The organism is Phnomibacter sp., assembly GCF_036803085.1.
Classification (GTDB): Bacteria; Bacteroidota; Bacteroidia; order Chitinophagales; family Chitinophagaceae; genus Phnomibacter.
On sequence record NZ_DAIRUZ010000010.1, the window covers coordinates 13,620 to 33,622 of the forward strand.

The 20,003-nt window shown below is 46.5% G+C and carries 14 protein-coding genes; 5 read left to right on the top strand and 9 right to left on the bottom strand.

The features are described from left to right. The first annotated feature begins 120 nt into the window (after nucleotides 1-120). The 3 genes from porL (at nucleotide 121) to porN (ending at nucleotide 3,581) form a co-directional block, all read left to right on the top strand. On the top strand, nucleotides 121-891 hold the full coding sequence (gene porL, locus V7Q13_RS16440) for a type IX secretion system motor protein PorL/GldL (protein ID WP_333801759.1): 771 nt from the start codon (nucleotides 121-123) through the stop codon (nucleotides 889-891). Between the two features lie 74 nt (nucleotides 892-965). Next, nucleotides 966-2,489 (top strand): type IX secretion system motor protein PorM/GldM, encoded by a 1,524-nt coding sequence (gene porM / locus V7Q13_RS16445; protein WP_333801760.1) that lies wholly within the window; start codon nucleotides 966-968, stop codon nucleotides 2,487-2,489. Nucleotides 2,490-2,570: 81 nt separating this feature from the next. Next, the gene (porN, locus tag V7Q13_RS16450) at nucleotides 2,571-3,581 is read left to right on the top strand and encodes a type IX secretion system ring protein PorN/GldN (RefSeq protein ID WP_333801761.1); all 1,011 of its coding nucleotides are present in this window, start codon (nucleotides 2,571-2,573) and stop codon (nucleotides 3,579-3,581) included. A gap of 48 nt (nucleotides 3,582-3,629) precedes the next feature. Here porN and uvrC read toward each other — a convergent pair whose 3' ends face one another. The 7 genes from uvrC to V7Q13_RS16485 all read right to left on the bottom strand — a co-directional run bounded on the left by uvrC (nucleotide 3,630) and on the right by V7Q13_RS16485 (nucleotide 11,748). Next, nucleotides 3,630-5,435 (bottom strand): excinuclease ABC subunit UvrC, encoded by a 1,806-nt coding sequence (gene uvrC, locus V7Q13_RS16455; RefSeq protein WP_333801762.1) that lies wholly within the window; start codon nucleotides 5,433-5,435, stop codon nucleotides 3,630-3,632. A gap of 29 nt (nucleotides 5,436-5,464) precedes the next feature. Then, nucleotides 5,465-6,064: a hypothetical protein gene (locus tag V7Q13_RS16460; protein ID WP_333801763.1), complete on the bottom strand. Its 600-nt coding sequence runs from the start codon at nucleotides 6,062-6,064 to the stop codon at nucleotides 5,465-5,467. A gap of 58 nt (nucleotides 6,065-6,122) precedes the next feature. After that, nucleotides 6,123-7,523 (bottom strand): outer membrane beta-barrel protein, encoded by a 1,401-nt coding sequence (locus V7Q13_RS16465; RefSeq protein ID WP_333801764.1) that lies wholly within the window; start codon nucleotides 7,521-7,523, stop codon nucleotides 6,123-6,125. Between the two features lie 60 nt (nucleotides 7,524-7,583). Beyond that, nucleotides 7,584-8,156, bottom strand: a complete 573-nt coding sequence (locus V7Q13_RS16470) for an RNA polymerase sigma factor (protein ID WP_333801765.1) — start codon at nucleotides 8,154-8,156, stop codon at nucleotides 7,584-7,586. Nucleotides 8,157-8,326: 170 nt separating this feature from the next. Further along, nucleotides 8,327-10,564, bottom strand: coding sequence for a TonB-dependent receptor (locus V7Q13_RS16475; RefSeq protein WP_333801766.1), 2,238 nt, complete (start codon nucleotides 10,562-10,564; stop codon nucleotides 8,327-8,329). 120 nt (nucleotides 10,565-10,684) lie between these two features. Beyond that, nucleotides 10,685-11,164, bottom strand: coding sequence for a hypothetical protein (locus V7Q13_RS16480; protein ID WP_333801767.1), 480 nt, complete (start codon nucleotides 11,162-11,164; stop codon nucleotides 10,685-10,687). 62 nt (nucleotides 11,165-11,226) lie between these two features. Next, the gene (locus tag V7Q13_RS16485; RefSeq protein ID WP_333801768.1) at nucleotides 11,227-11,748 is read right to left on the bottom strand and encodes a heme-binding domain-containing protein; all 522 of its coding nucleotides are present in this window, start codon (nucleotides 11,746-11,748) and stop codon (nucleotides 11,227-11,229) included. Between the two features lie 153 nt (nucleotides 11,749-11,901). Between V7Q13_RS16485 and V7Q13_RS16490 the strand changes: the two genes are divergently transcribed. Continuing rightward, complete coding sequence (locus tag V7Q13_RS16490) at nucleotides 11,902-14,070, top strand: S9 family peptidase (RefSeq protein ID WP_333801769.1); 2,169 nt, start codon at nucleotides 11,902-11,904, stop codon at nucleotides 14,068-14,070. Nucleotides 14,071-14,125: 55 nt separating this feature from the next. Here the strand turns inward: V7Q13_RS16490 and V7Q13_RS16495 are convergent, their stop codons facing one another. Further along, nucleotides 14,126-15,049 carry a hypothetical protein gene (locus V7Q13_RS16495; protein ID WP_333801770.1) on the bottom strand — a complete coding sequence of 308 codons (924 nt, stop codon included), beginning with the start codon at nucleotides 15,047-15,049 and terminating at the stop codon, nucleotides 14,126-14,128. 141 nt (nucleotides 15,050-15,190) lie between these two features. After that, nucleotides 15,191-16,747 carry a M20/M25/M40 family metallo-hydrolase gene (locus tag V7Q13_RS16500; protein ID WP_333801771.1) on the bottom strand — a complete coding sequence of 519 codons (1,557 nt, stop codon included), beginning with the start codon at nucleotides 16,745-16,747 and terminating at the stop codon, nucleotides 15,191-15,193. Nucleotides 16,748-16,881: 134 nt separating this feature from the next. Between V7Q13_RS16500 and V7Q13_RS16505 the strand changes: the two genes are divergently transcribed. Then, entirely contained in the window at nucleotides 16,882-20,001 is a 3,120-nt protein-coding gene (locus tag V7Q13_RS16505; protein WP_333801772.1) for a S41 family peptidase, read from the top strand. Nucleotides 20,002-20,003 lie beyond the last annotated feature (2 nt).

Here is a 20,003-nt window from a genome sequence, read left to right on the forward strand (position 1 = left end):
TGGCAACAGTTGTAGCATAAAGCTGCCTGCTGATTGTTGGTAATAACCAATGGCTAAATGTGCTAAAACACAAAGCAATATTTCCAACCCATTTAATCAAATAATCAAAAAGAACAAGCAATGGCAGCTAAAATCCCACCTAAAGTAAGTAAATGGTTTGACGTTGGTGTATCCATCGCAGCCGCAGTTGTTATTTACGGTGCCCTGCAAAAACTCCTTCACTCGCCATATGCAGACCTGATGCTGAAAATCGGTCTTACAGTGGAATCAGCCATCTTCCTCGGTTACGGTTTGTTGTACATTCTTTATCCATATATGGACGATCATGAAATGCACTTGCCTAAAGACATGCAGTTGGCAGGGCCGCCAAGTGCTTTGCAGCCATTGGACGAAATGCTGAAAAATGCAGACATTACCCCTGCTAACTTGCAAAAATTGAGCGATGGCTTCCAAAAGCTGGGTTCTACAGTAGATAAAATGGGCGAAATAGGGGATGTGGTAAAAAGTACCGGTGATTTTTCTGCCAATACAAAGGCAGCCGCTGATGCCATGAACAACGTAAAAGGCGCTATGGATAAAACCGTAGGTGCTATGAACAGTTTCAACAGCGCCAGCGAAAGCACTGCCCAATTCCATACGCAGGTACAAACACTTACGAAGAACCTTTCTGAATTGAATGCGGTATATCAGTTGGAGTTGCAAGACAGCAACAACCACCTGAAAACAATGAATCAATACTTCAGCAACCTTACAGCAGTATCTTCTGCAATGGGTGCCAGCATTGAAGATGCCAAGCAGGCGCAGGCACAAATTCAAACCCTGGCCGGCAACCTGGCCAAGCTGAACAGTGTGTATGGCAACATGCTCACGGCTATGCAGGGTCGTGGTTAAGCTTTGTACAAGCTACACCACAACCTACCTAGATAGATTCATCGTTTAGATCACCCGAAAATTCAACATAATTTATGGCTTTACCTAAGGAGCCGCGGCAGAAGATGATTAACCTGATGTACCTGGTACTGACGGCACTTCTGGCGTTGAACGTTTCGAACGAGATATTGAATGCCTTTAAAGTGGTAGACAGTAGCCTCCAGAGTTCGAATGGCGTTATCAAAAGTTCGAATAATGTAATTACCACCTCACTGGCCGAGCAAAGCAAAAAGCCTGAACTGGCTGCTAAAGTGGCTATTTGGGAGCCCCGTGCCAAGCAGGCTATCAGCCTTGCCAATGCATTGGCTGCTCAAATTGACGCTTTAAAAGATTCATTGAAAATGGAATCTGGCTTGCACAAAGGCGAGAATGGCGAAGACATTTACAAAGAAGACGATTTGGACGCACCTACCCGCCTGTTTAGTGCCAATGGCAAAGGCGAGGGCCCCAAATTGCAGGCTGCTTTGCAAAAGTTCCTGAATGACCTCAAAGCAATTGTTCCTGCGGCTGATATTAAAAAGGCACTGCCCGATTTTCCCATTGATGTGTCTGTACCTAAAACACAGAACAAGAACAACAAAACCTGGACGGACGCCTATTTCCACATGACGCCTTCAGTAGCGGCCATCACTATTTTGAGCAAGTTTCAGAATGATGTGCTGCGCAGTGGTAACATGATGGCACAATACTGCCAGGATCAGATTGGTAAAGTAGAAGTTGTGTACGACAAGTTTGAAATCCTGACCAGCCAAAGCAGCAATTACCTGCTGCCAGGCCAGCCACTGGAAATTAAAGCGGGTATTGGTACGTTCAGCTCTGCTGCCAAACCAACCATCAGCATCAATGGTGTAAGCCAGGTGGCTAATGATAGTGGTTTTGCCCGTTACAACACAACAGTAAGCAGCAGCGGTAGCATTCCTGTATCGGTGTCTTTTAAAGACCCGAACACTGGCGAAACGATGACTAAAACCGCCCAGGTAAACTACACGGTTGGACAGCCCTCCGGCGCTTCTATCTTCCTCGAAAAGATGAACGTAATGTACGTAGGCGTTGATAACCCGGTAACCATTTCTACCGGTAGCGGTAAGCGGGAAAGTGCCCGTGTTACTTTCAGTGCTGGTGCTATTACAGGAAGCGGTGATAAGTACATTGTAAAGCCCAGCCAAACAGGCCCTGCTACATTGACCATTTCTGTGGATGGCAAAACATTCCCTTTCCCGATTCGTGCCAAGTTGCTGCCCGATCCAGTGCCTTTGGTGGGTACACTCAGCGGCGGTAAAATTCCTGCTGCACAGTTCAAAGCCATGGGTGGTGTACGTGCCGCATTGAAAGATTCGGAGTTTGACGCACCATTTACTGTATTGAGCTACACCATTGCCGGTAACGGCGCAGGTTTTAGCCAGTACACACCCGTGAATATTACTGGTGCACAATGGGGTAGCAATGCCGTAATTTCACAGTGTAAACCTGGTAGTACTGTATTTATTGATGATATTTTTGCACGTGGACCAGATGGCAAGAGCAGAAAGCTGCCTTCTATCGCTTTCCAGCTACAATAAGTTTTTTGACGAAAGCGTTATACTTGCTACAGGCCTTTTCACAAAGGCTTGTAGCATTTCAGATATTCAAATTTTGAACTCATGATGAAGCGGATTTCCTGGATGGTTTTGTTGCTGGCTGGCCTGGTGGCCACGCAGGATGCATTGGCTCAGAAAAAGCCTGTGAAGAAGGCAAAGCCTAAAACCACCAACACCAAACAACCAGCTGTGGTAAACACCCCCGTGGTGGCTCCTGTGGTTGATACGCCAAAAGTGGAAGAGAAAGATACCATTCCTGTAAAGGCTGTGGTTCCTTCCCGTAGGCCTACCTCAACCGTGGAAGGCAACCTGACGCTGGATAAAACACCTTTGCAATACGACCATATCCGTATTGATGACCAGGTGTACAAGCAAATTGTTTGGCGTGAAATCAATGTAAAGGAAAAAATGAACCTTCCTTTTACATACGAAGCCGATGAAGACAATGGCAATCAGAAGTTCTTCAATATTTTGCTGCGTCACATTAAGGATGGCGACATCACTGCATTCAGCAATGCCAACGACCGTTTTACTACACCGTTGAAAACTGAAGATATCGCTACCATGCTCATGGGCAAAAAGTATACCATTTCTAAACCAGATTTGGCACTCGACCCGGATATGTCTAAAGGCATTATGAAGGATACCACCATTCGTGATGAGTTTAATGAAAACACCATTATTGCCTACCGTATAAAGGAGGAAATCATTTTCGACCGTGAAACCAGCCGCTTGCATTTCCGCATTTTGGGTATTGCACCCGTACGTGCCGTATTGAATGACGATGGTTCTTTTCGTGACTCGTACACCTTGTTTTGGTTGTATTATCCTGAACTGCGACCTGTATTGGCAAAGTACGAAGCATACAACCCTCGCAACATGGGTATGCGTATGAGTTGGGAGGAGATTTTTGAAAGTCGCTATTTCAGCAGCTACATCACCAAGTCAACGCTCAACAACCCCTTCGACAAAGCATTGTCTGGCTACATTGCAGACCCGCTGATGCGTTTGCTGGAAGGTGAAAATATCAGAGAAACGATTTTCAACTGGGAACAAAACCAGTGGTCATATTAACTCCAGCGGAAAAGAAATACAAAAGCCGGTGCTACACAGCATCGGCTTTTATTTTGGGGCAAAGTGAGCCAGAACTAGCTGTGCTTTTTGCTTGCCAATCACTGCTTCTAACGCAGGCAGGTCGGCTTGCTTTACTTTATTCACCGATCTGAAATGCCTGAGCAAGGCAGTGGCTGTTTGCTTGCCAATACCGGCAATGTCTTCCAGTTCATTTTTAAACGTGCCCTTGCTTCGTTTTTGCCGGTGAAACGTGATACCAAAACGGTGTACTTCATCGCGGATGCGGCGCACAAGTTTTAACCCCTCGCTGTTCCAGTTGAGTTTGATGGATTGCTGGTCGCCGGCAAAAAACAGCTCCTCAATGTTTTTGGCCAATCCCACCAATGTTATTTGCCCGGAGAGCCCAAGTTCTTCAATGGCTTCAAGAGCCGCATTCAGCTGTCCCTTGCCGCCATCAATAATCACCAACTGGGGCAGCTCGGCCGCTTCTTCGCTCAGCCGCTTGTAGCGACGGGTTACGGCCTCTTTCATAGTGGCAAAGTCGTTAATGCCTTGCACCGTTTTTACATTAAACCGGCGGTAGTCGTTTTTGGATGGCGCACCGTTTTTAAAGCACACCATAGCACTCACCGGATAACTACCCTGAAAATTGCTATTGTCGAAGCATTCGATGTGGAGCGGCAACTCGGGCAAACTCAATGCATCTTGCAATTCTTCCAAAATATCCAGCAGTTGGTCTTCCGTTTTTTCTTCAATGTTCAGCAGCTTCTTCCGCTTCACTTCATCTTTAAAGAGCAACACATTTTTCTGGCTGAGTTCGATTAGTTTCTTTTTATCGCCCAGCTTGGGAATGGTCACCTGCACTCTTGCATCGGCGTATTCCAATGCCAGGGGTACAATTATTTCTGTTGCATCACTATCGAACGACTCACGGATACGGGCAATGGCAAATGAAAGTACTTCTGCTTCAGTTTCATCGAGGTGTGGCGTTAGTTGCAGCGTATGCGTTTGTACAATCGTGCCGCTTCTCACCATCAAAAAGTTGACATAGGCAATGTCATCAGCTTTGTAAATGCTGAACACGTCTACATCATTTACCTGCTGACTTACCACCACAGATTTTACCTGGTATTGCTCCAGGTGTTCGAGTTTCTTTTTGGTGATTTGAGCTTTTTCAAACTCAAGCTGCTCAGCATAGCGGCGCATTTCTTCCTTGTAATACTGCACTACTTCGTCGAGCTTGCCTTTCAGCACCTGCTTCAATCTGTTGAGGCCTTCGCGGTATTCCAACTCTGTTTGAAAACCAACACAGGGCCCTTTACAATTACCCAAATGATATTCGAGGCAAACCCGAAACTTTTTGGCGGTTATGTTTTTTTGCGTCAATGGTAGTTTGCAAGTACGCAGTTGTATGTGTTGCTTGATAAACAACAATAGCTCTCTTACTCTTGCTACAGAAGTAAACGGACCAAGGTATTCGCTGCCATCATTAATTTTTCTGCGGGTAAGAAACACCCGGGGGAAAGGTTCTTTTTTGATAACGATATACGGATACGTTTTATCGTCCTTCAGATCTATGTTGTACTTGGGTTGGTATTGCTTGATGAGTGCATTTTCCAGAAAGAAAGCATCCTGCTCGGTATCGACCACATTGAACTCTATGCGAACAATGCGTTGTACCAGCTCATGTGTTTTGTAGCCGGCGTATGTTTTGTTGAAATAAGAACTGACCCTTTTGCGTAAGTCTTTTGCTTTACCTACGTAAATGATGTGGTCGCGGTCATCGAAGTATTTGTACACGCCGGGTTGATGCGGTATGGTGGGAGCAATTTTTCTAAACGTTTCAGCATTCATAACGGTACGCAGATAAATGTGCTACAGTATTAAAAAGGTTTATCCCAAACATATTCGGTGATGCGGTTGATGCTGCGGCCGTCTTTGTATTGAATGGTTTGTGCCAATTGACATTTCATGTGGTGCTTCCACAGTACTTTGGTAGAAACGCTGCTGTCAGCAAATGACTGTTCAATGCTCAGGGCTACCGACTTAACTTGTTGTGTGGTTGGGTGCAGTAAAATATCGGCCTGCTGCAGTGGCAGCGTAGCATTTTTAGAACTGATTGAAAAGGTGATGGCTTCAGTACTGAGATCGTTGAAAGAGGTTTCAGTATACTGCGACCGAAGATCTGTTTTATTGGGATCAATGCTGGTAAAAAAAGCGATGGCCGATTTGAATGTTGCTTTATCAATGATAAGAGAGTCGGTAGTCTTGCCTTCTTGCCGTACAATTTTCTCCACTGCCAATGGCATAGAATCGATGTATTCCAATTCATGTTGGAGATATTGCGAAAAAGGGTAGAGCGGCTGCGTGGCGCTGCTGTCTGTTGCCGCTTTGTCATCTTGAGCAGCCGTTGAAACAGGATTGCTGCAAGCCATCAACAACAGCAGGGCGAAGCTCATAGAGATAGCTAAAAAATTGCGCATAAAAAAGCCTTGCTTGAGTGTAAAAGCAAGGCAGCTAAATTACCTTCAATGCAGTGGATTACAACGTTTTTGAAACGCCAATTTTCACACCGTAATCTATAAGGTGCTCACGTACAGGGTAACTGCGTACGGCACCGGGCAACAACTGATAACGGATTTGCGGACCCACTTGCCAGCTGATTCCTTTTTTGCCATTGAACTGCATAAACGCTTCAATACCTGTATTGATATTCCATTTGCGCAGCAGCGATGGTTGCTTTACATAATTGCGGTAGTCTGCCGAAATTAACCAGGATTGCTGGCCAATATTGTATGTGGGTTGAATAGAAGCTGCCACCACAAACCTTGCGTTTTTAAAATCAGCCATACTCAATTCAAATCCGATTGGGGCACTCAGTTGCATCAGCTGATTGCTCATTTCGATTGGCATTCCGGTGGCTACCGTACTTACATCTGTCATCATCATTAAGGTATCAACACGCTGGCCCTGATCCATCATAAGCACAGCTGGTTGCCTTGTAGTTGTGTTGTAGGCTTCAATGGCATAGCGGCGATAGTTGGCCTGCAAGCCCACTTTCACTTTCAAGTTTTCTGTAATGCGGTAGGCAAATGATACGCCGGCTTCTACGCCGGTTTTAGGTCTGTGCTGTACCATACTGCCCAGGGTTATACTGGTGGCCGGAGTGAGCATGTTGGCCAGCTGGCTTTTTTCTTCTGATAGTAAACGGTAGCTAAAGCTGGGCGTAGCATAATACTGTACACTCCAGCGTCCTTTTTTGGCTGCCATTTTTTGAAGGGCAGCTGCCAGTACAGGGCTGTTTTGAGCCGTGGTAAGCTCAGGAAAAATGCCTGGAGTTTCGTTGCGTTCCTCTTTAGGGGAAATTGAGTTTATGGAAGACCCGGTAACGATAGATTCGCCTGCAGTGAGCGTTGACAATGACAATGGCTGCCATTCTTCTGCTGTCGTAAGTGCAACATCAGATTGCGGTATGCCCGTTTGGTTAATCACATTTGCAGACTCAACAGTTGATGCGGCGGCGGTAGTATTTGCATCCATCAAATTACTGGTATCTACTAAAGATGCTGGTTCCGAATTGTCCGATGTTGCCATTGCATGTGGTGCATGTATAATAGCCTGATGTGTGTTTTCATAAGCAGGTTCAATTTGCCTGCCAGCCACTTTGAATGCAGCTGCCCTTGCCGCCGGTGCAGTTTTTTGCTGCGCAGCAGTAAGTGGTTTTATGGTAAACAAATCTTTATCGGGCTGAAAGAAAAGCAGCGCTGCCAACACAAGGGCACCTGTAAATACTGCGCCAAAGTTTAATGCGGGCCATTGCTTATCGCCATGTAATTCTTTGTTGATGTTTCGCCATACCCTGTCCGACGGATACATGCGAAGGTCGTCTGCCGATTCCGACAGTAAACCCTCCAACTCGTCGTGGTATTGCTTGTTCATCATAGCAGTGTTCTTGTCTCTTTATCTTTTACTGTTTGCAAGTAGCATCGCTGCCGGAGTCAGTTAGCTAAAGGCAATTATTGCATCTGGCTGTAGTGTTGGTTTATCGAGAATATTGCGTTTCACCAGCATTTGCTCCAGCATGGCCTTGGCTCTGGTATATTGGCTTCGGCTGGTACTCTCGCCTATGTCCAGCATTTCTCCAATTTCCTTATGACTAAATCCTTCTATAGCATACAGGTTGAGCACAGTGCGATAACCCGTAGGCAGTATGCGGATACATTCTACCACTTGCTTGGCCTGCAATATCGAAGGAATGTTATCTCTCGATTGTGCTTCCATAGCATGGTCTATATCCAGGGCGTCATTAAATTTTTTGTTGCGTTTCAACACGTTGATACAAGTGTGTACCACTATGCGCCGTATCCAACCTTCAAATGCACCTTTGAATTGGAAAGTGTGTATCTGAGAAAAAATCTTAATAAAGCCCTCTTGCAACATGTCTTCTGCATCTTCTCTTGAATGCGCAAACCGATAACATACCGCCAGCATTTTAGGGCTGTACCTGTTGTACAGTTCCCTTTGGGCCAGTGGGTTGTTATCAATACATCCTGCAATGAGAAGTTCTTCGGTCATGTGTAGCTGTTGGTCAACTACACTAATGTAGACATTTTTTGCCCTTATCTGCTGCAAGACAGCAAAAAAACACATAGAAAATGGCTGGTGCCGAAGGAATTAGCATTTCTGTAAAAAGCAAAAGGCCCGCCTTTTGAGCGGACCTTTTAAGTGCACAGCAAATCTGCCTGCTACAAGCTGGCTCTAAGTGATACAATGATGCTTCGGCCAGGTGCTGAAAAACCCGATGCAAATACACGGTAGTTGCGGTCGGTAATGTTTTCCAGTGCGGCTTGCAGGCTCAGCTTGGGAGATAATTGATATTGCCCCCGAATGTTGAGCGTTGCCCATGAAGGCATGCCATCGGCTGTGGCATACTGGGCATTGTCTTCACCATCGGGGTTGTAGTCTTTAATTTTCTTCCAGCCATTGTACATGGCCCACACCTCTGCACTCCAGCGGTTGGCATTATAGCGCAGGCTGGTACGGCCATACACCGGCGGTATATGATCCAACGGAACCTCTGTGCCATTGGGCTTTGTGTAAATTCCTTTTGTAAAGTTGATGGTGCTGTACAATTCCCAACCCTGTGCCGGCACCAAGGTTACCGCAGCATTGAAACCATAGAGGCCTGCTTTGGCATTGTTTTGTGCAGCCAGTGTTTGGTATTTCACGCCGTTGTATACTGTTGAGTCCTGACCATTTACCCGAAACTTATCTTTTACAATGGCATCCTTAAACCAAGTGTAATACACCGATGCATCGAAACGCAACCATTTGCCTGCTTTTACATTGATGCCCAACTCTGGTGAGATGGTTTTCTCTGGTTTGATATCGGGGTTGGGTACCACCAACTGCCGGCTGGCGGTACTACTTTCAAATATCTTGGTGAGGTCATCAATGTTGGGCGAACGGAAGCCGGTGGCTACCCCAGCGTTAAAGCGGAGATTTTTGACAGGAATAAACACGAGGCCCAGATTGCCACTTACACCCACCGGATTTTGTTTGAGGTTGGTGAATGGACGGAACGCCGTGTTGTTGTCGATTACAGTACTGTTGAGCCAGGTAGACTGTACCCGGATGCCATCGTTCAATACCCATTTGTCGTTTGTAAACTTGTACAAATGCTGTGCATAAATACCCAGTGAGTTATACTTGTTTTTTTCGGGATAACGGGTGTCGAGGCTGCCAGTGGCACCGGTATTGATGTTGAGGGTAAATGCCCTGGAGCGTACATCGTTTAACTGTAGGTCGATACCGGTGTGCAGTTCGTGTCGCCCCCAGTTTTTCTTAAGATCAGCGTACAAACCAGCCACTTTCACCCGTTCAATGCGGTTTTGCCGGTTGAGGTTGTTTCTGTCTCGCTGATAACGGCTTTCTTCAATATCCTGATAGCTGGCCGTAATCCGCAACTGATTGAAAAAACCTTTGAGCTGCGCATCGAATGTGTAGCTGAACAGGTTGCGTTTTTGCGGCCCGTAATACCATTCCGCAAACCGCAGATTGCCATTGCGAACATCTTGCAAACGATCGTAACGGGGCACATCGCTGCTGTTGCTCAACTGAATGTTGAGGGTATGCGATTGTTTATCGTTGGGCCGGTACAATAGTTTACCCAACACATCCCACTGCTGATAACCGCTGAATTTCTGGATCCGGTCATCGTTGTTTTTTACAATGCTGTCTACACCATTGATGCGTTGCACATAAGTCGATCGTCGACCGAAATTGGGATACTTGTCAGGATAGTTGTTGCCCATCCGTGGATCGTCAAAATCGCTATAGGTAAAACTGATAATAGCGCCCCATTTTTGTCCGCCAATGCTCACATCGGCATGACCGGTCTTTTCCTGGTTGGCACTGGTGTAGCGTACAAAGCCATTGCCGCTTACTACCGTTTTGCCGGCCACTTTCGACAGCGTAGGGTCTTTGGTTTTAAAAGCCACTACACCACCCAAGGCATCGCTGCCGTACAGCGTAGAGCCGGGGCCATACAGTACTTCTACCCGTTCGAGCATGTTTTGATCGATGGTGATGACGTTTTGTAAATGCCCACTTCGATAAATGGCATTGTTCATTCGCACTCCATCCAGCACCAGTAATACCCGGCTTGCCTCAAAACCACGAATGACAGGGCTACTGCCACCTTGCTGGCTCTTTTGCACAAATACATTGCCCGTTGCCTGCAGCAAGTCGCCGGTATTTTGTGTATTGACCCGCTTGATGAAGTCTTTGCTAACGATGTCTACCTTTTGTACCACGTTTCTTTTTCGTTCAGGAAACTTGGTAGCCGTTATCAGCACTTCTTGCAGGCTGGTATCGCCTTCCGGTTGGTATACCGTTTTCTTTTTTTGCGCATGTACCATACTGGCTGCCAACAGCAAGCCCGATAGTACTGCAATATTTTTCCAATAAGTAGTTGGTTGCATGTAGTAATACATATATGTAACCATACACGACGCCATACAGGTTCGCCGTGTATCGTTGTGAAAGAATACAATGAGCTTATGCTGCTGTTTTGCAGGTATTCAGCAACTACAGCAGCGACTTTACATTAAAAGAAAAGAAGCAACAACGCTGGGTGGTTGCTCTGGCGTAAGGCCAAAGCCTTTGCTCAAAGGGCTATGTTTAAAACAGCCATAAATGAAAGCTGTTGGAGACTCATGATACGCTGCATAACTGAAGATAGAAAGTGGTGCAGAACTGCCCATGGCTGCATACAACAGTAAGGCAGATTGTCCGTAATGATGCTGTGTATTCTTTTGTTGTAAGGATTCAAAAAAAGACAGCAATGCTTTTTCTTCATCATCAAACAAACCTGTAAAAATGCTGATGTTGCCTTGCTGTTGTTGTGTTTTGATATCAAACATTCTGTTTTGATACCTGATTTCTTTGCCGGGTTTTATCCAGCTGTATTCATGGGCTGCAAGCCGCAACTCCACCAAGTGTGTTTCATGCAGTTTTCGTTCCATCGCTTCGCGGATGGCGTGCCTTTCGGCCCAAAACATAATGGTAAGAATATACGGCATGGCCGTTGCCACTAAAAGCAACAGCAATACGCTATACCTGCTTATTGTACGAAGCCGGTGCATCAAGGTTTGGCCTGCAATTCTTTGCGGGCAGCTTTGGCCCAGTCGACAATCATTTTTTGTTGTGCAACAGTCAGCTTGGCTTCGCCATGAATGATCGTGTATGATTTCAAAGGCATTTCACCACTTTCTACGGTTTCTATCACTTCGTCCAATTTATGATCTTGACGAAGCGCAACAGTGGGATAGCGATCGTTGGCTTTAACCAATGCAAAATCTTGAAAGTTGAGGTGTCCTTTGCCTTCGTTAATATGATCTTTCAACCACCAGCCTACAGGTTGCAAATTGCTGTACCAGAGGTAGTTGGTAAAGTTGCTGTGGCAATCGTAACAAGCGGTTTTCAGTAAGGCATGCACAGTATCGGGCACGGTTACCACCTTGCTGATGTCGTTGGTCATATCCATGCTCTGGTTGTTTTTACCGGGCTGTATAAATTGCATGCCCAACAGGATAATCAACAATATCATGAGGATGCGTTTAACCCAGTTTTTTTTGGGTGCGGCGGCAGTAGGCTTGTTTTCCATACAGAGGTTTTTAGCTACACAATATTACGGCATATAGGTGGGCAATATTGTCCGTTCGTGTATAAGACTCTGTTTGCGTTTGCATACATTCGCTACCGCCTGATGGCCGCTGTAGCCATTGGCGTCTAAAACATAAGCTTCAATCAAATACTCATGAGAAAGTTCGTTCCCATGCTGCTGCTGGCAGCACTCGGCGGATCATCGGCCATGGCCCAGCAGGCATTTACAAAAGACAACCTGCTGAAAAACCAATTGCCCGCCAATTTTTACAATGCTCCTGTGCAAGTGCTGGAGTGGCTCGACGATGAGAAGGTGATCTTGTATGGTAAACCTGCACCGGACAGTGCGGCACGGCCATACATTTTGGAAATAAAAACCGGTAAAACCATGGCGCCGGCCGCCGATTATAAAATGCCTTCGCAGCGCCGGCCAGAGCAACCACTGTTCATCAAAAACAACGACATTTTTTTGCGCAGCACAGCTGGTGAAAAACAACTGACGTTTGACAAGGCGGTGGAGAAAAATCCAACTTTCAGCCCCGACGAAAAGTTTGTGGCCTTTACCCGCAACAATGATTTGTATACGGTAGAAGTAGCCAGCGGCAAAGAAACCCGCCTTACCAAGGATGGTACCGATTTGATTTTGAACGGCTATGCCAGCTGGGTGTATTGGGAGGAAATTTTTGGTCGCCCCACGGCCTTCCGTGCTTTTTGGTGGAGCCCCGATAGCAAGACGCTTGCTTACATGCGTTTTGATCAAAGCCGTATTAACATGTTTCCGCTGTACAACGCCGATGGCAGCCACGGCAGCCTCGAAGAAACCCGCTACCCCAAGGCCGGCGACCCCAACCCCGATGTAAAACTCGGTTTTGTACAAGCCACCGGCGGCAGCACTACCTGGGTTGATTTCAACAGTGCGGTAGACCACCAACTGGGCTGGCCCGAATGGAAACCCGATGGCAGTGCCTTGTATGTACAGTGGCAAAACCGCGGTCAGGATTCACTCCGCATGTTTGCGGTCAATCCGAAAGATGCTTCTAAAAAAGAAGTGTATTTCGAAACACAAAAAACATGGATTAGCCTGGATGAAGCAGATGACCGGCTTACGTTTATCAACGGCGGTGCCGACATGATTATCATGAGCGACAAAAGCGGCTGGAAGCATTTTGCCGTGTACAGCAGCGATGGTGTGTTTAAAAACAACATCACCAACGGCAACTTTACCGTGCAGGAAGTATTGGGCCTCGATGAAAAAACGAAAACGCTGTACATCAGGGTTCGTGGCAAAGATGGTTTTGCACGGAGTGATATTTATGCAGCTTCGTTGGATGGTCAAAAAATGACCCGCCTTACGTTTGGCAACTACAACCACAGCCGCCCTGTGTTTTCGCCCAACTACAAATACCTCATTACTTCTTACAGCAACATAGCCGACCCTGGCGGTATGGCTATTGTGAACAATCAAGGTAAGCTGGTACGTGAGCTGAGCAAAACTGCCGGCAGTGCCATGAGCAATTATACACTTGCCAAAACAGAACTCATCTTCATTAAAAGTGCTGATGGTAAATATGATTTGCCGGCCATCGTTACCTATCCAACCAATTATGTAGCGGGCAAAAAATATCCCATGCTGGTAAATGTGTATGGTGGCCCCGATGCCTCACAAGTAACCGATGCATGGCAGTGGAATGGCCAGCGGCAGTGGTATGCCAGCGAAGGCCTGCTGCAGGTTACTTTCGACAATCGTGCCAGTGGTCATTTTGGCAAAGCTGCCATTGGAGAAATCCATCGCCAGCTGGGTATTCTGGAAATTGAAGACTTCCGCACCATGGCCAAATACTTCATTGATAAGGGCATGGCCGATCCAACAAAAGTGTGCATCACCGGCTTTAGCTTCGGTGGCTACATGAGCTGTATGGCACTTACCTATGCCAGCGATGTATTTACACATGGCATGGCAGGTGGCAGCGTAACGGACTGGCATTTGTACGACAGCCACTACACCGAACGCTTTATGGATACCCCCGGCGAAAACCCGGAGGGCTACAAGAAAACCAGTGTGATGCAGTATGTAGACAAATACAAAGGCATGCTGCAAATTGTACATGGTACCATGGACGATAACGTGCACATGCAAAACAGCATTCAGCTCATTGGTGCCTTGCAAGACAAGGGTAAAGACTTTGAATTCATGTTGTATCCAAACGGCCGTCACGGATGGGGATTTATGCCTGCCCGCAACAACCACTTCACCAATTTGAAAACGAAGTTCATTTACCAGCATTTGCTGGAGAAAGAAGTGCCAAAAGAGATATTGAGGTAATGCACAGTTTGTGCAACAAAAAAGGCCTTCCGATTCGGAAGGCTTTTTTATTTACTTAAGTTGTTACAATCAATACGGTGAGCAATCCGCCTAGCAGTAAATACACGCCAACAATCAGATACGGCATTCGTTTTCCGGCCTTGTAATCTTTGATAAATGCGGCACGGGTAGCATCATGGCCACGTACTTGCTGCAATGCGGCTACCAGTTTTTTGTCATGATTGACAGACATGAAAATGATGGACTGATCTTGTGGATCATCTTCTGCCAGTTGATACACAAACACCGGATGATGCTTTGCAACCACATTTACGGCTTCATAAAAATAGCTGCTTTGCGAACGATATTCTTTAGGCAAAGACTGCAAGCTGTCTTTAAAAGTTTCGTAAGAAATATTACCGGCTGTTGTTTGAATAAAGTGAAGTGTTTTGGTGTGGCGATTGTGCATTACCGCTGTGCTATCATAGATTAATTGAAGCTGGCTGGTTAGCAGTGTGTTGAATGCTGGATGAGGCATGGCTTTTGCCGGCCATGCATCCCAAGCAGCAAAGCCATTGCGGAAAGAATAATGCTGTAATGGAAAAGCTGCATTGATGCGTTCACTCAACAAAACATAAGACTTCAGTAGTAGCGCTTCATTCAAAATTGTATACACCGTGCTGTCTGCAACTGCCATCAAAGGCCACGATTCTTTTTTGTTCTTGTACAATCGCAAAGCATTGGCATCCTGCATGATGCTAAACCTTGAGCCGCTGTAGTGATTCGCATTGTGGCGCAGCAACGTATCTGTAAAACTAACGGCAGGACCTGTACCGGCTTTGTCGTAAAAGATACCAATGGAATAAACAAAAGCTGTATCTGGTGTCAGTTGTACCAAATGTTGTTGGTTCTTTTTGCCTGTTTGAAAAAAGACGGGCTGTGCATGCAGGCAAGCCGCATTTACCAATACAAAAACCACTATACCCGAAACAAGTTTCATACGCTTACAGTGCTGGTATATAAATGTAAATGCGACCTGATAGCGGAGCATGAGAAATTGTATAAATGGCAAGGATGATGGACAATAAAAACGGCAGTACGCAAACCCGTACTGCCGTTTGATGCATGGAGTAAATAAGTTTTACTCTACACCGCCTTTGCGGGTTGGGCTGCGTTTGGCAGGCCATTCGCCGGGCTGACCGGTACGTGGGTTGGGCGGCAGAATAATTTTTTCGCGGCTGGTAGTGTTGGGGTCTTCGCAGGCCATGTACACCATAATGGCAGTAAGGATGGCGTTGCTACGCACATCATCCCACACAATTTTATCGTAGGTGTCGCGGTTGGTATGCCAGGTGTAGTTGCCATAGCTCCAGCTGAGTGAGCTAAGGCTGAATGCAGGAGCACCCGCTGCTACAAACGAAGCATTGTCGGAACCGCCGCCAGCAGGTGAACCAGGAAAGCGGGTTTCCAAACCTTGCTTGTAGGGCTCAGGCACTTTGCTCAGCCAGCGGGTAATGTATTCGTAAGAGTGTACAAAACCTGCGCCACCAATGTTGGCTACGCGGCCGGTGCCATTATCCTGATTGAATAACGCTTGCAGATTGCTGACAATATCCGGATGATCTTCTACAAAAGCACGGGAACCATTCAGTCCCTGCTCTTCGCTGCCCCAGTGGCCAACCAAAATGGTTCGCTTGGGGTTGGGATACACCTTTTTCAGAATGCGCATGGCTTCCAGCATCACCAATGTACCAGTGCCGTTATCAGTAGCACCGGTGCCACCATCCCAACTGTCGAAGTGGGCACTCAGCATCACATACTCGTTGGGTTTTTGTGTGCCCTTTATTTCGGCTACAGTGTTGTATGTTGGCGCCATGCCAAGGTCTTTGCTATCGGCACGTACACTCAGTTTTGGTGCCTTGCCCGATTCGATGAGGCGATACAACAAACCATAATCTTCCAGCGCCACATCTACGGTTGGAATTTTGCTGGTGTTGGCTGCAAAAATTTTATTGACGCCAAAGCCATTGCTCCAGTTTGAGGCAACGATACCAATGGCACCGGCCTTCTCAAGTGCCTGTGCCAGTTGCTTGGCATTGAGGCCTGTTGCCGATAATCTTTTACGCCAGGCATCCTGCTGCGCAGCCCTGTCTTTCTTCATTTTTTCAAACGATTCTTTCAGCGCAAATTCTTCCCAGTTGTAATCGGGGCGGCCGGTGGGCTGCGCCATAGAAATGAGTACAAACTTGCCTTTTACATTGGGCAGCCATTGCTGAAAAGCAACCGAATCTTTCACTTCGGGAATGATGATGCAATCGCCGGAAACGGCTTTGCCACCTGTATTGGGGCTCCATGCCAGCTGTGTGCCTTCAAGGGTTTTTACCCAAGGAGCAATCATATCAATATGTGTAATGCCACGTTCCCAGCTGCGCCATTCGCCCCACTTTTCATTGCGGGCTGCAATGCCCCAACTTGTGTATTTGGCCACTGCCCAGTCATGCGCCTGTTGCATTTTGGGTGAGCCTACCAATCGGGGACCAATGCCATCCATCAGTTCTTGTCCAAGTGGTTGCAATTGTGAGTTACTGGTGGCTTCTTTCACAATGGCTGCCACCATAAGTGAGTCTTTGTTTTGAGCTTGCAGGTTGTTGCTCATCAGGGCGGGCAACAGCACAGCAGTAAGCAAAAATCTTTTCATACCGGTGTAGGTTATTTTGTTCATAAGACGTCAGCACCGGCAATTTCAAGCAGCTTGCCACTCTTCAATTTTCGTCATCATCCTTCAAGCTTATCAAGGCTACGCAATATCTTCGGAACCAATCCCCATTGTATATGAAACACATCCTCTGGTGCTGCCTGCTCTTTGCGTCGCAGGTGATGGCACAAAACAACGCTGCACATTTCATGGCGTATCCATCGCTTACCCCCGACGGGCAAACCATTTTGTTTAGCTACGAAGGCGACATTTGGTCGGTGCCGGCTGCTGGTGGAACCGCTGTGCGCCTTACGGCCATGCCCGGTTATGAAACCAATGCAAGGGTTTCGCCCGATGGCAAATGGCTGGCATTTACCGGCAGGCAGTTTGGCAACGCAGATGTATTTGTGATGCCATTTGCTGGTGGCGAAATTCGCCAACTCACCTGGCACAGCAGTAGCGATGATGTAGACAGCTGGAGCTGGGATAGCCAGTTTATTTATTTTACCAGTGGTAGAGACAGCCGTCAGTCGGGATACAAAGTTTCTTTACAAGGCGGCACGCCTGTTCGGGTGCTGAGCGATTATTATTTCAGCTACGATCACAACCTGTGGGAGCATCCACAATCGAAGGATATTTATTTTACCGATAGCTGGGAAAGTACCAATCAGGCTTACCGGAAAAGATACAAAGGCGCTTTTGCACCCGACATTCAATCGTACAATCCGCAAACCAAACAATTCAAAAAATACACCGATTACAACGGTAAAGATTTTGCCCACTCCATCGACCAAAAGGGCAATGTGTATTTCATTAGTGATGAAGCGAATGGCGAATACAATTTGTATACACTAACTGCGGGCAAAAAGAAAGGGCTTACCAAATTCAACACTTCCATCAAATGGCCGCAAGTGGCTGCCAATGGTAGCAAAGTGGTGTTTGAAAAAGACTATCAGATTTGGAGTTATGACGTAGCAAAAGACAAAGCCACAGCAGTAGACATTCGCATCACCCGCAACTATGTTTTGCCCAAAGACAAAGACTTTTCATTAGCCGGAGAGATTACGCAGTTTGATGTGTCGCCCGATGGTAAGAAGCTGGCATTTACCAGCCGTGGCGAATTGTTTGTGAGTGATGTAGAAGGCAAGTTTGTACGCATGATTAACAAGGGTAATGCAGAAAGAGCTACAGAAGTAAAATGGCTGAGCGATAATAAAACACTCTTGTTTTTGCAAACCATCAACGGCTACAGCAATCCTTGTGTGGTAGCAGCCAATGGCAGCAGTGCAGTAAAAGTGCTGGCGCAAGATGCAGCCAATGCCCGTTTCTTATCGCTCAACAGTAAGCGTACACAAGCTGCATACATCAGTGGTCGTGGTGAAGTGAAATTGATTGACACAAAAACATACGCCATCAGCACCGTGCTGAAAGATGAGATTTGGGGCAACCGCGGCAGTGTGCCTTTCTTTTCGCCAAATGATGAATACCTGACGCTAAATGTGTACCGCAATTTTGAAACCGACATTGTGGTACATCAGTTGAAAACAGGCAAAACAACCAACCTCACCAACACTGGCGTAACAGAAGCCGACCCCATGTGGAGCCCCGATAGCAAGTACCTCTACTTTGTGAGCAATCCGTTGAAACCAGCGTATCCGTTTGGTTTGTCGCCGGCAAGAGTGTATCGGGTAGCGTTGGAAAAATTTGATGATCCTTATCGGCAGGATAAAGTAGATGAACTTTTTCAGCAAGAGAAAAAAGACACCACGAAAAAGAAAGACAGTGTAGCCAGTTTACGCATCGACACGCAGCGCTTTTTGGAACGGATGGAAATGGTAGGGCCTGCGGTAGGCAATCAATACCTGGTGACGGTGTTGCAAAAAGGAGAGAAGCAAATGGTGCTGTATGTGAGTGATCATGCAGAAGGTCGTTCTTCATTATGGAAAACAACCTACGAACCGTTTGAGCAACCCAAAACAGAACGCATACAAGGCGCAGATGGTTTTGGCTACGAAGTGATTGGTGCCGATGGTAAATACTTTGTATTGATGCGGGGTAATATTGCCCGCCTCAATCTCGATGCCAACAAAGCTGAACCCATTACTATCAATTACACATTCCGGCGCAATCTGGCTGAGGAGTTCAATCAAATGTTTGCTGAAGCTTGGGCGCAAATGGAAGAAAACTTTTACGACGACAGTTTCCGGGGCCTTGACTGGAAAGCCATCAAAGCCAGATATGCTGCGCATTTGCCTTATGTAAATACCCGCTTGGATTTGCGGGTGTTGCTCAATGATATGCTGGGTGAACTCAACTCCTCCCACACAGGCTTCAGCACTTTTGGAGATGATGAAAATGTAGTGCTGCAAAACCGCACAGTGGAACCGGGCATTGTATTTGAGCAAGACAAACCGTACACCGTGAAACGCATTATTGCCCGTGGCCCTGCCGACAAAAAAGGTATCAACATTCAGCCCGGTGATGTATTGGTAAAAGTGAATGATGTAACCATAGATCCGCAACAAGACCGCAGTCGTTATTTTACGCAGCCCTCGGCAGATAAAGAAATGCGGCTCAGTTTTAAAAATGCTGCCGGCACATACACTGTTAGCATTCATCCCACCAATAACATAAGCGGATTGCTGTACGAAGAATGGATTGATGCCAATCAACAAAGAGTAGACAGTAAGAGCAACCAACGCATTGCCTACACCCACATGAAAAACATGGGCACTGGAGAGTTGGAAACCTTCCTCACAGATATGGGCCGCGACTTCTATCAGAAGGATGCACTCATACTGGATTTACGCTACAACACTGGTGGTAATGTACACGATGAGGTATTGAAGTTTTTGACACAGAAAACTTATCTGCGCTGGAAGTATCGCAATGGTTCACTTACTGGCCAAAGCAATTTTGCACCCGCCGATAAACCCATTGTATTATTGGTAAATGAGCAAAGTCTGAGCGATGCAGAAATGACGGCGACTGGTTTTAAAGCGTTGAAACTTGGAACGATTGTGGGCAATGAAACTTACCGATGGATTGTGTTTACCACCGGTACCAATTTGGTGGATGGTAGTGCATTGCGGTTGCCTAGCTGGGGCTGCTATACACTCGATGGCAAAGACATTGAATTTGCCGGCGTGCAGCCCGATGTAAAAGTGCTCAACAATTTCGACGACAAAGCCAATGGCCGCGACCCACAACTCGATAAAGCCATTGAACTGATATTGGAGCAGCTGAAGAAACAGTAACA

Coding starts and splice junctions, on each gene's coding strand:
- porL (WP_333801759.1), top strand. CDS start 121: ATGGCAGCTAAAATCCCACCTAAAGTAAGTAAATGGTTTGACGTTGGT.
- porM (WP_333801760.1), top strand. CDS start 966: ATGGCTTTACCTAAGGAGCCGCGGCAGAAGATGATTAACCTGATGTAC.
- porN (WP_333801761.1), top strand. CDS start 2,571: ATGATGAAGCGGATTTCCTGGATGGTTTTGTTGCTGGCTGGCCTGGTG.
- uvrC (WP_333801762.1), bottom strand. CDS start 5,435: ATGAATGCTGAAACGTTTAGAAAAATTGCTCCCACCATACCGCATCAA.
- V7Q13_RS16460 (WP_333801763.1), bottom strand. CDS start 6,064: ATGCGCAATTTTTTAGCTATCTCTATGAGCTTCGCCCTGCTGTTGTTG.
- V7Q13_RS16465 (WP_333801764.1), bottom strand. CDS start 7,523: ATGATGAACAAGCAATACCACGACGAGTTGGAGGGTTTACTGTCGGAA.
- V7Q13_RS16470 (WP_333801765.1), bottom strand. CDS start 8,156: ATGACCGAAGAACTTCTCATTGCAGGATGTATTGATAACAACCCACTG.
- V7Q13_RS16475 (WP_333801766.1), bottom strand. CDS start 10,564: ATGCAACCAACTACTTATTGGAAAAATATTGCAGTACTATCGGGCTTG.
- V7Q13_RS16480 (WP_333801767.1), bottom strand. CDS start 11,164: ATGCCGTATATTCTTACCATTATGTTTTGGGCCGAAAGGCACGCCATC.
- V7Q13_RS16485 (WP_333801768.1), bottom strand. CDS start 11,748: ATGGAAAACAAGCCTACTGCCGCCGCACCCAAAAAAAACTGGGTTAAA.
- V7Q13_RS16490 (WP_333801769.1), top strand. CDS start 11,902: ATGAGAAAGTTCGTTCCCATGCTGCTGCTGGCAGCACTCGGCGGATCA.
- V7Q13_RS16495 (WP_333801770.1), bottom strand. CDS start 15,049: ATGAAACTTGTTTCGGGTATAGTGGTTTTTGTATTGGTAAATGCGGCT.
- V7Q13_RS16500 (WP_333801771.1), bottom strand. CDS start 16,747: ATGAAAAGATTTTTGCTTACTGCTGTGCTGTTGCCCGCCCTGATGAGC.
- V7Q13_RS16505 (WP_333801772.1), top strand. CDS start 16,882: ATGAAACACATCCTCTGGTGCTGCCTGCTCTTTGCGTCGCAGGTGATG.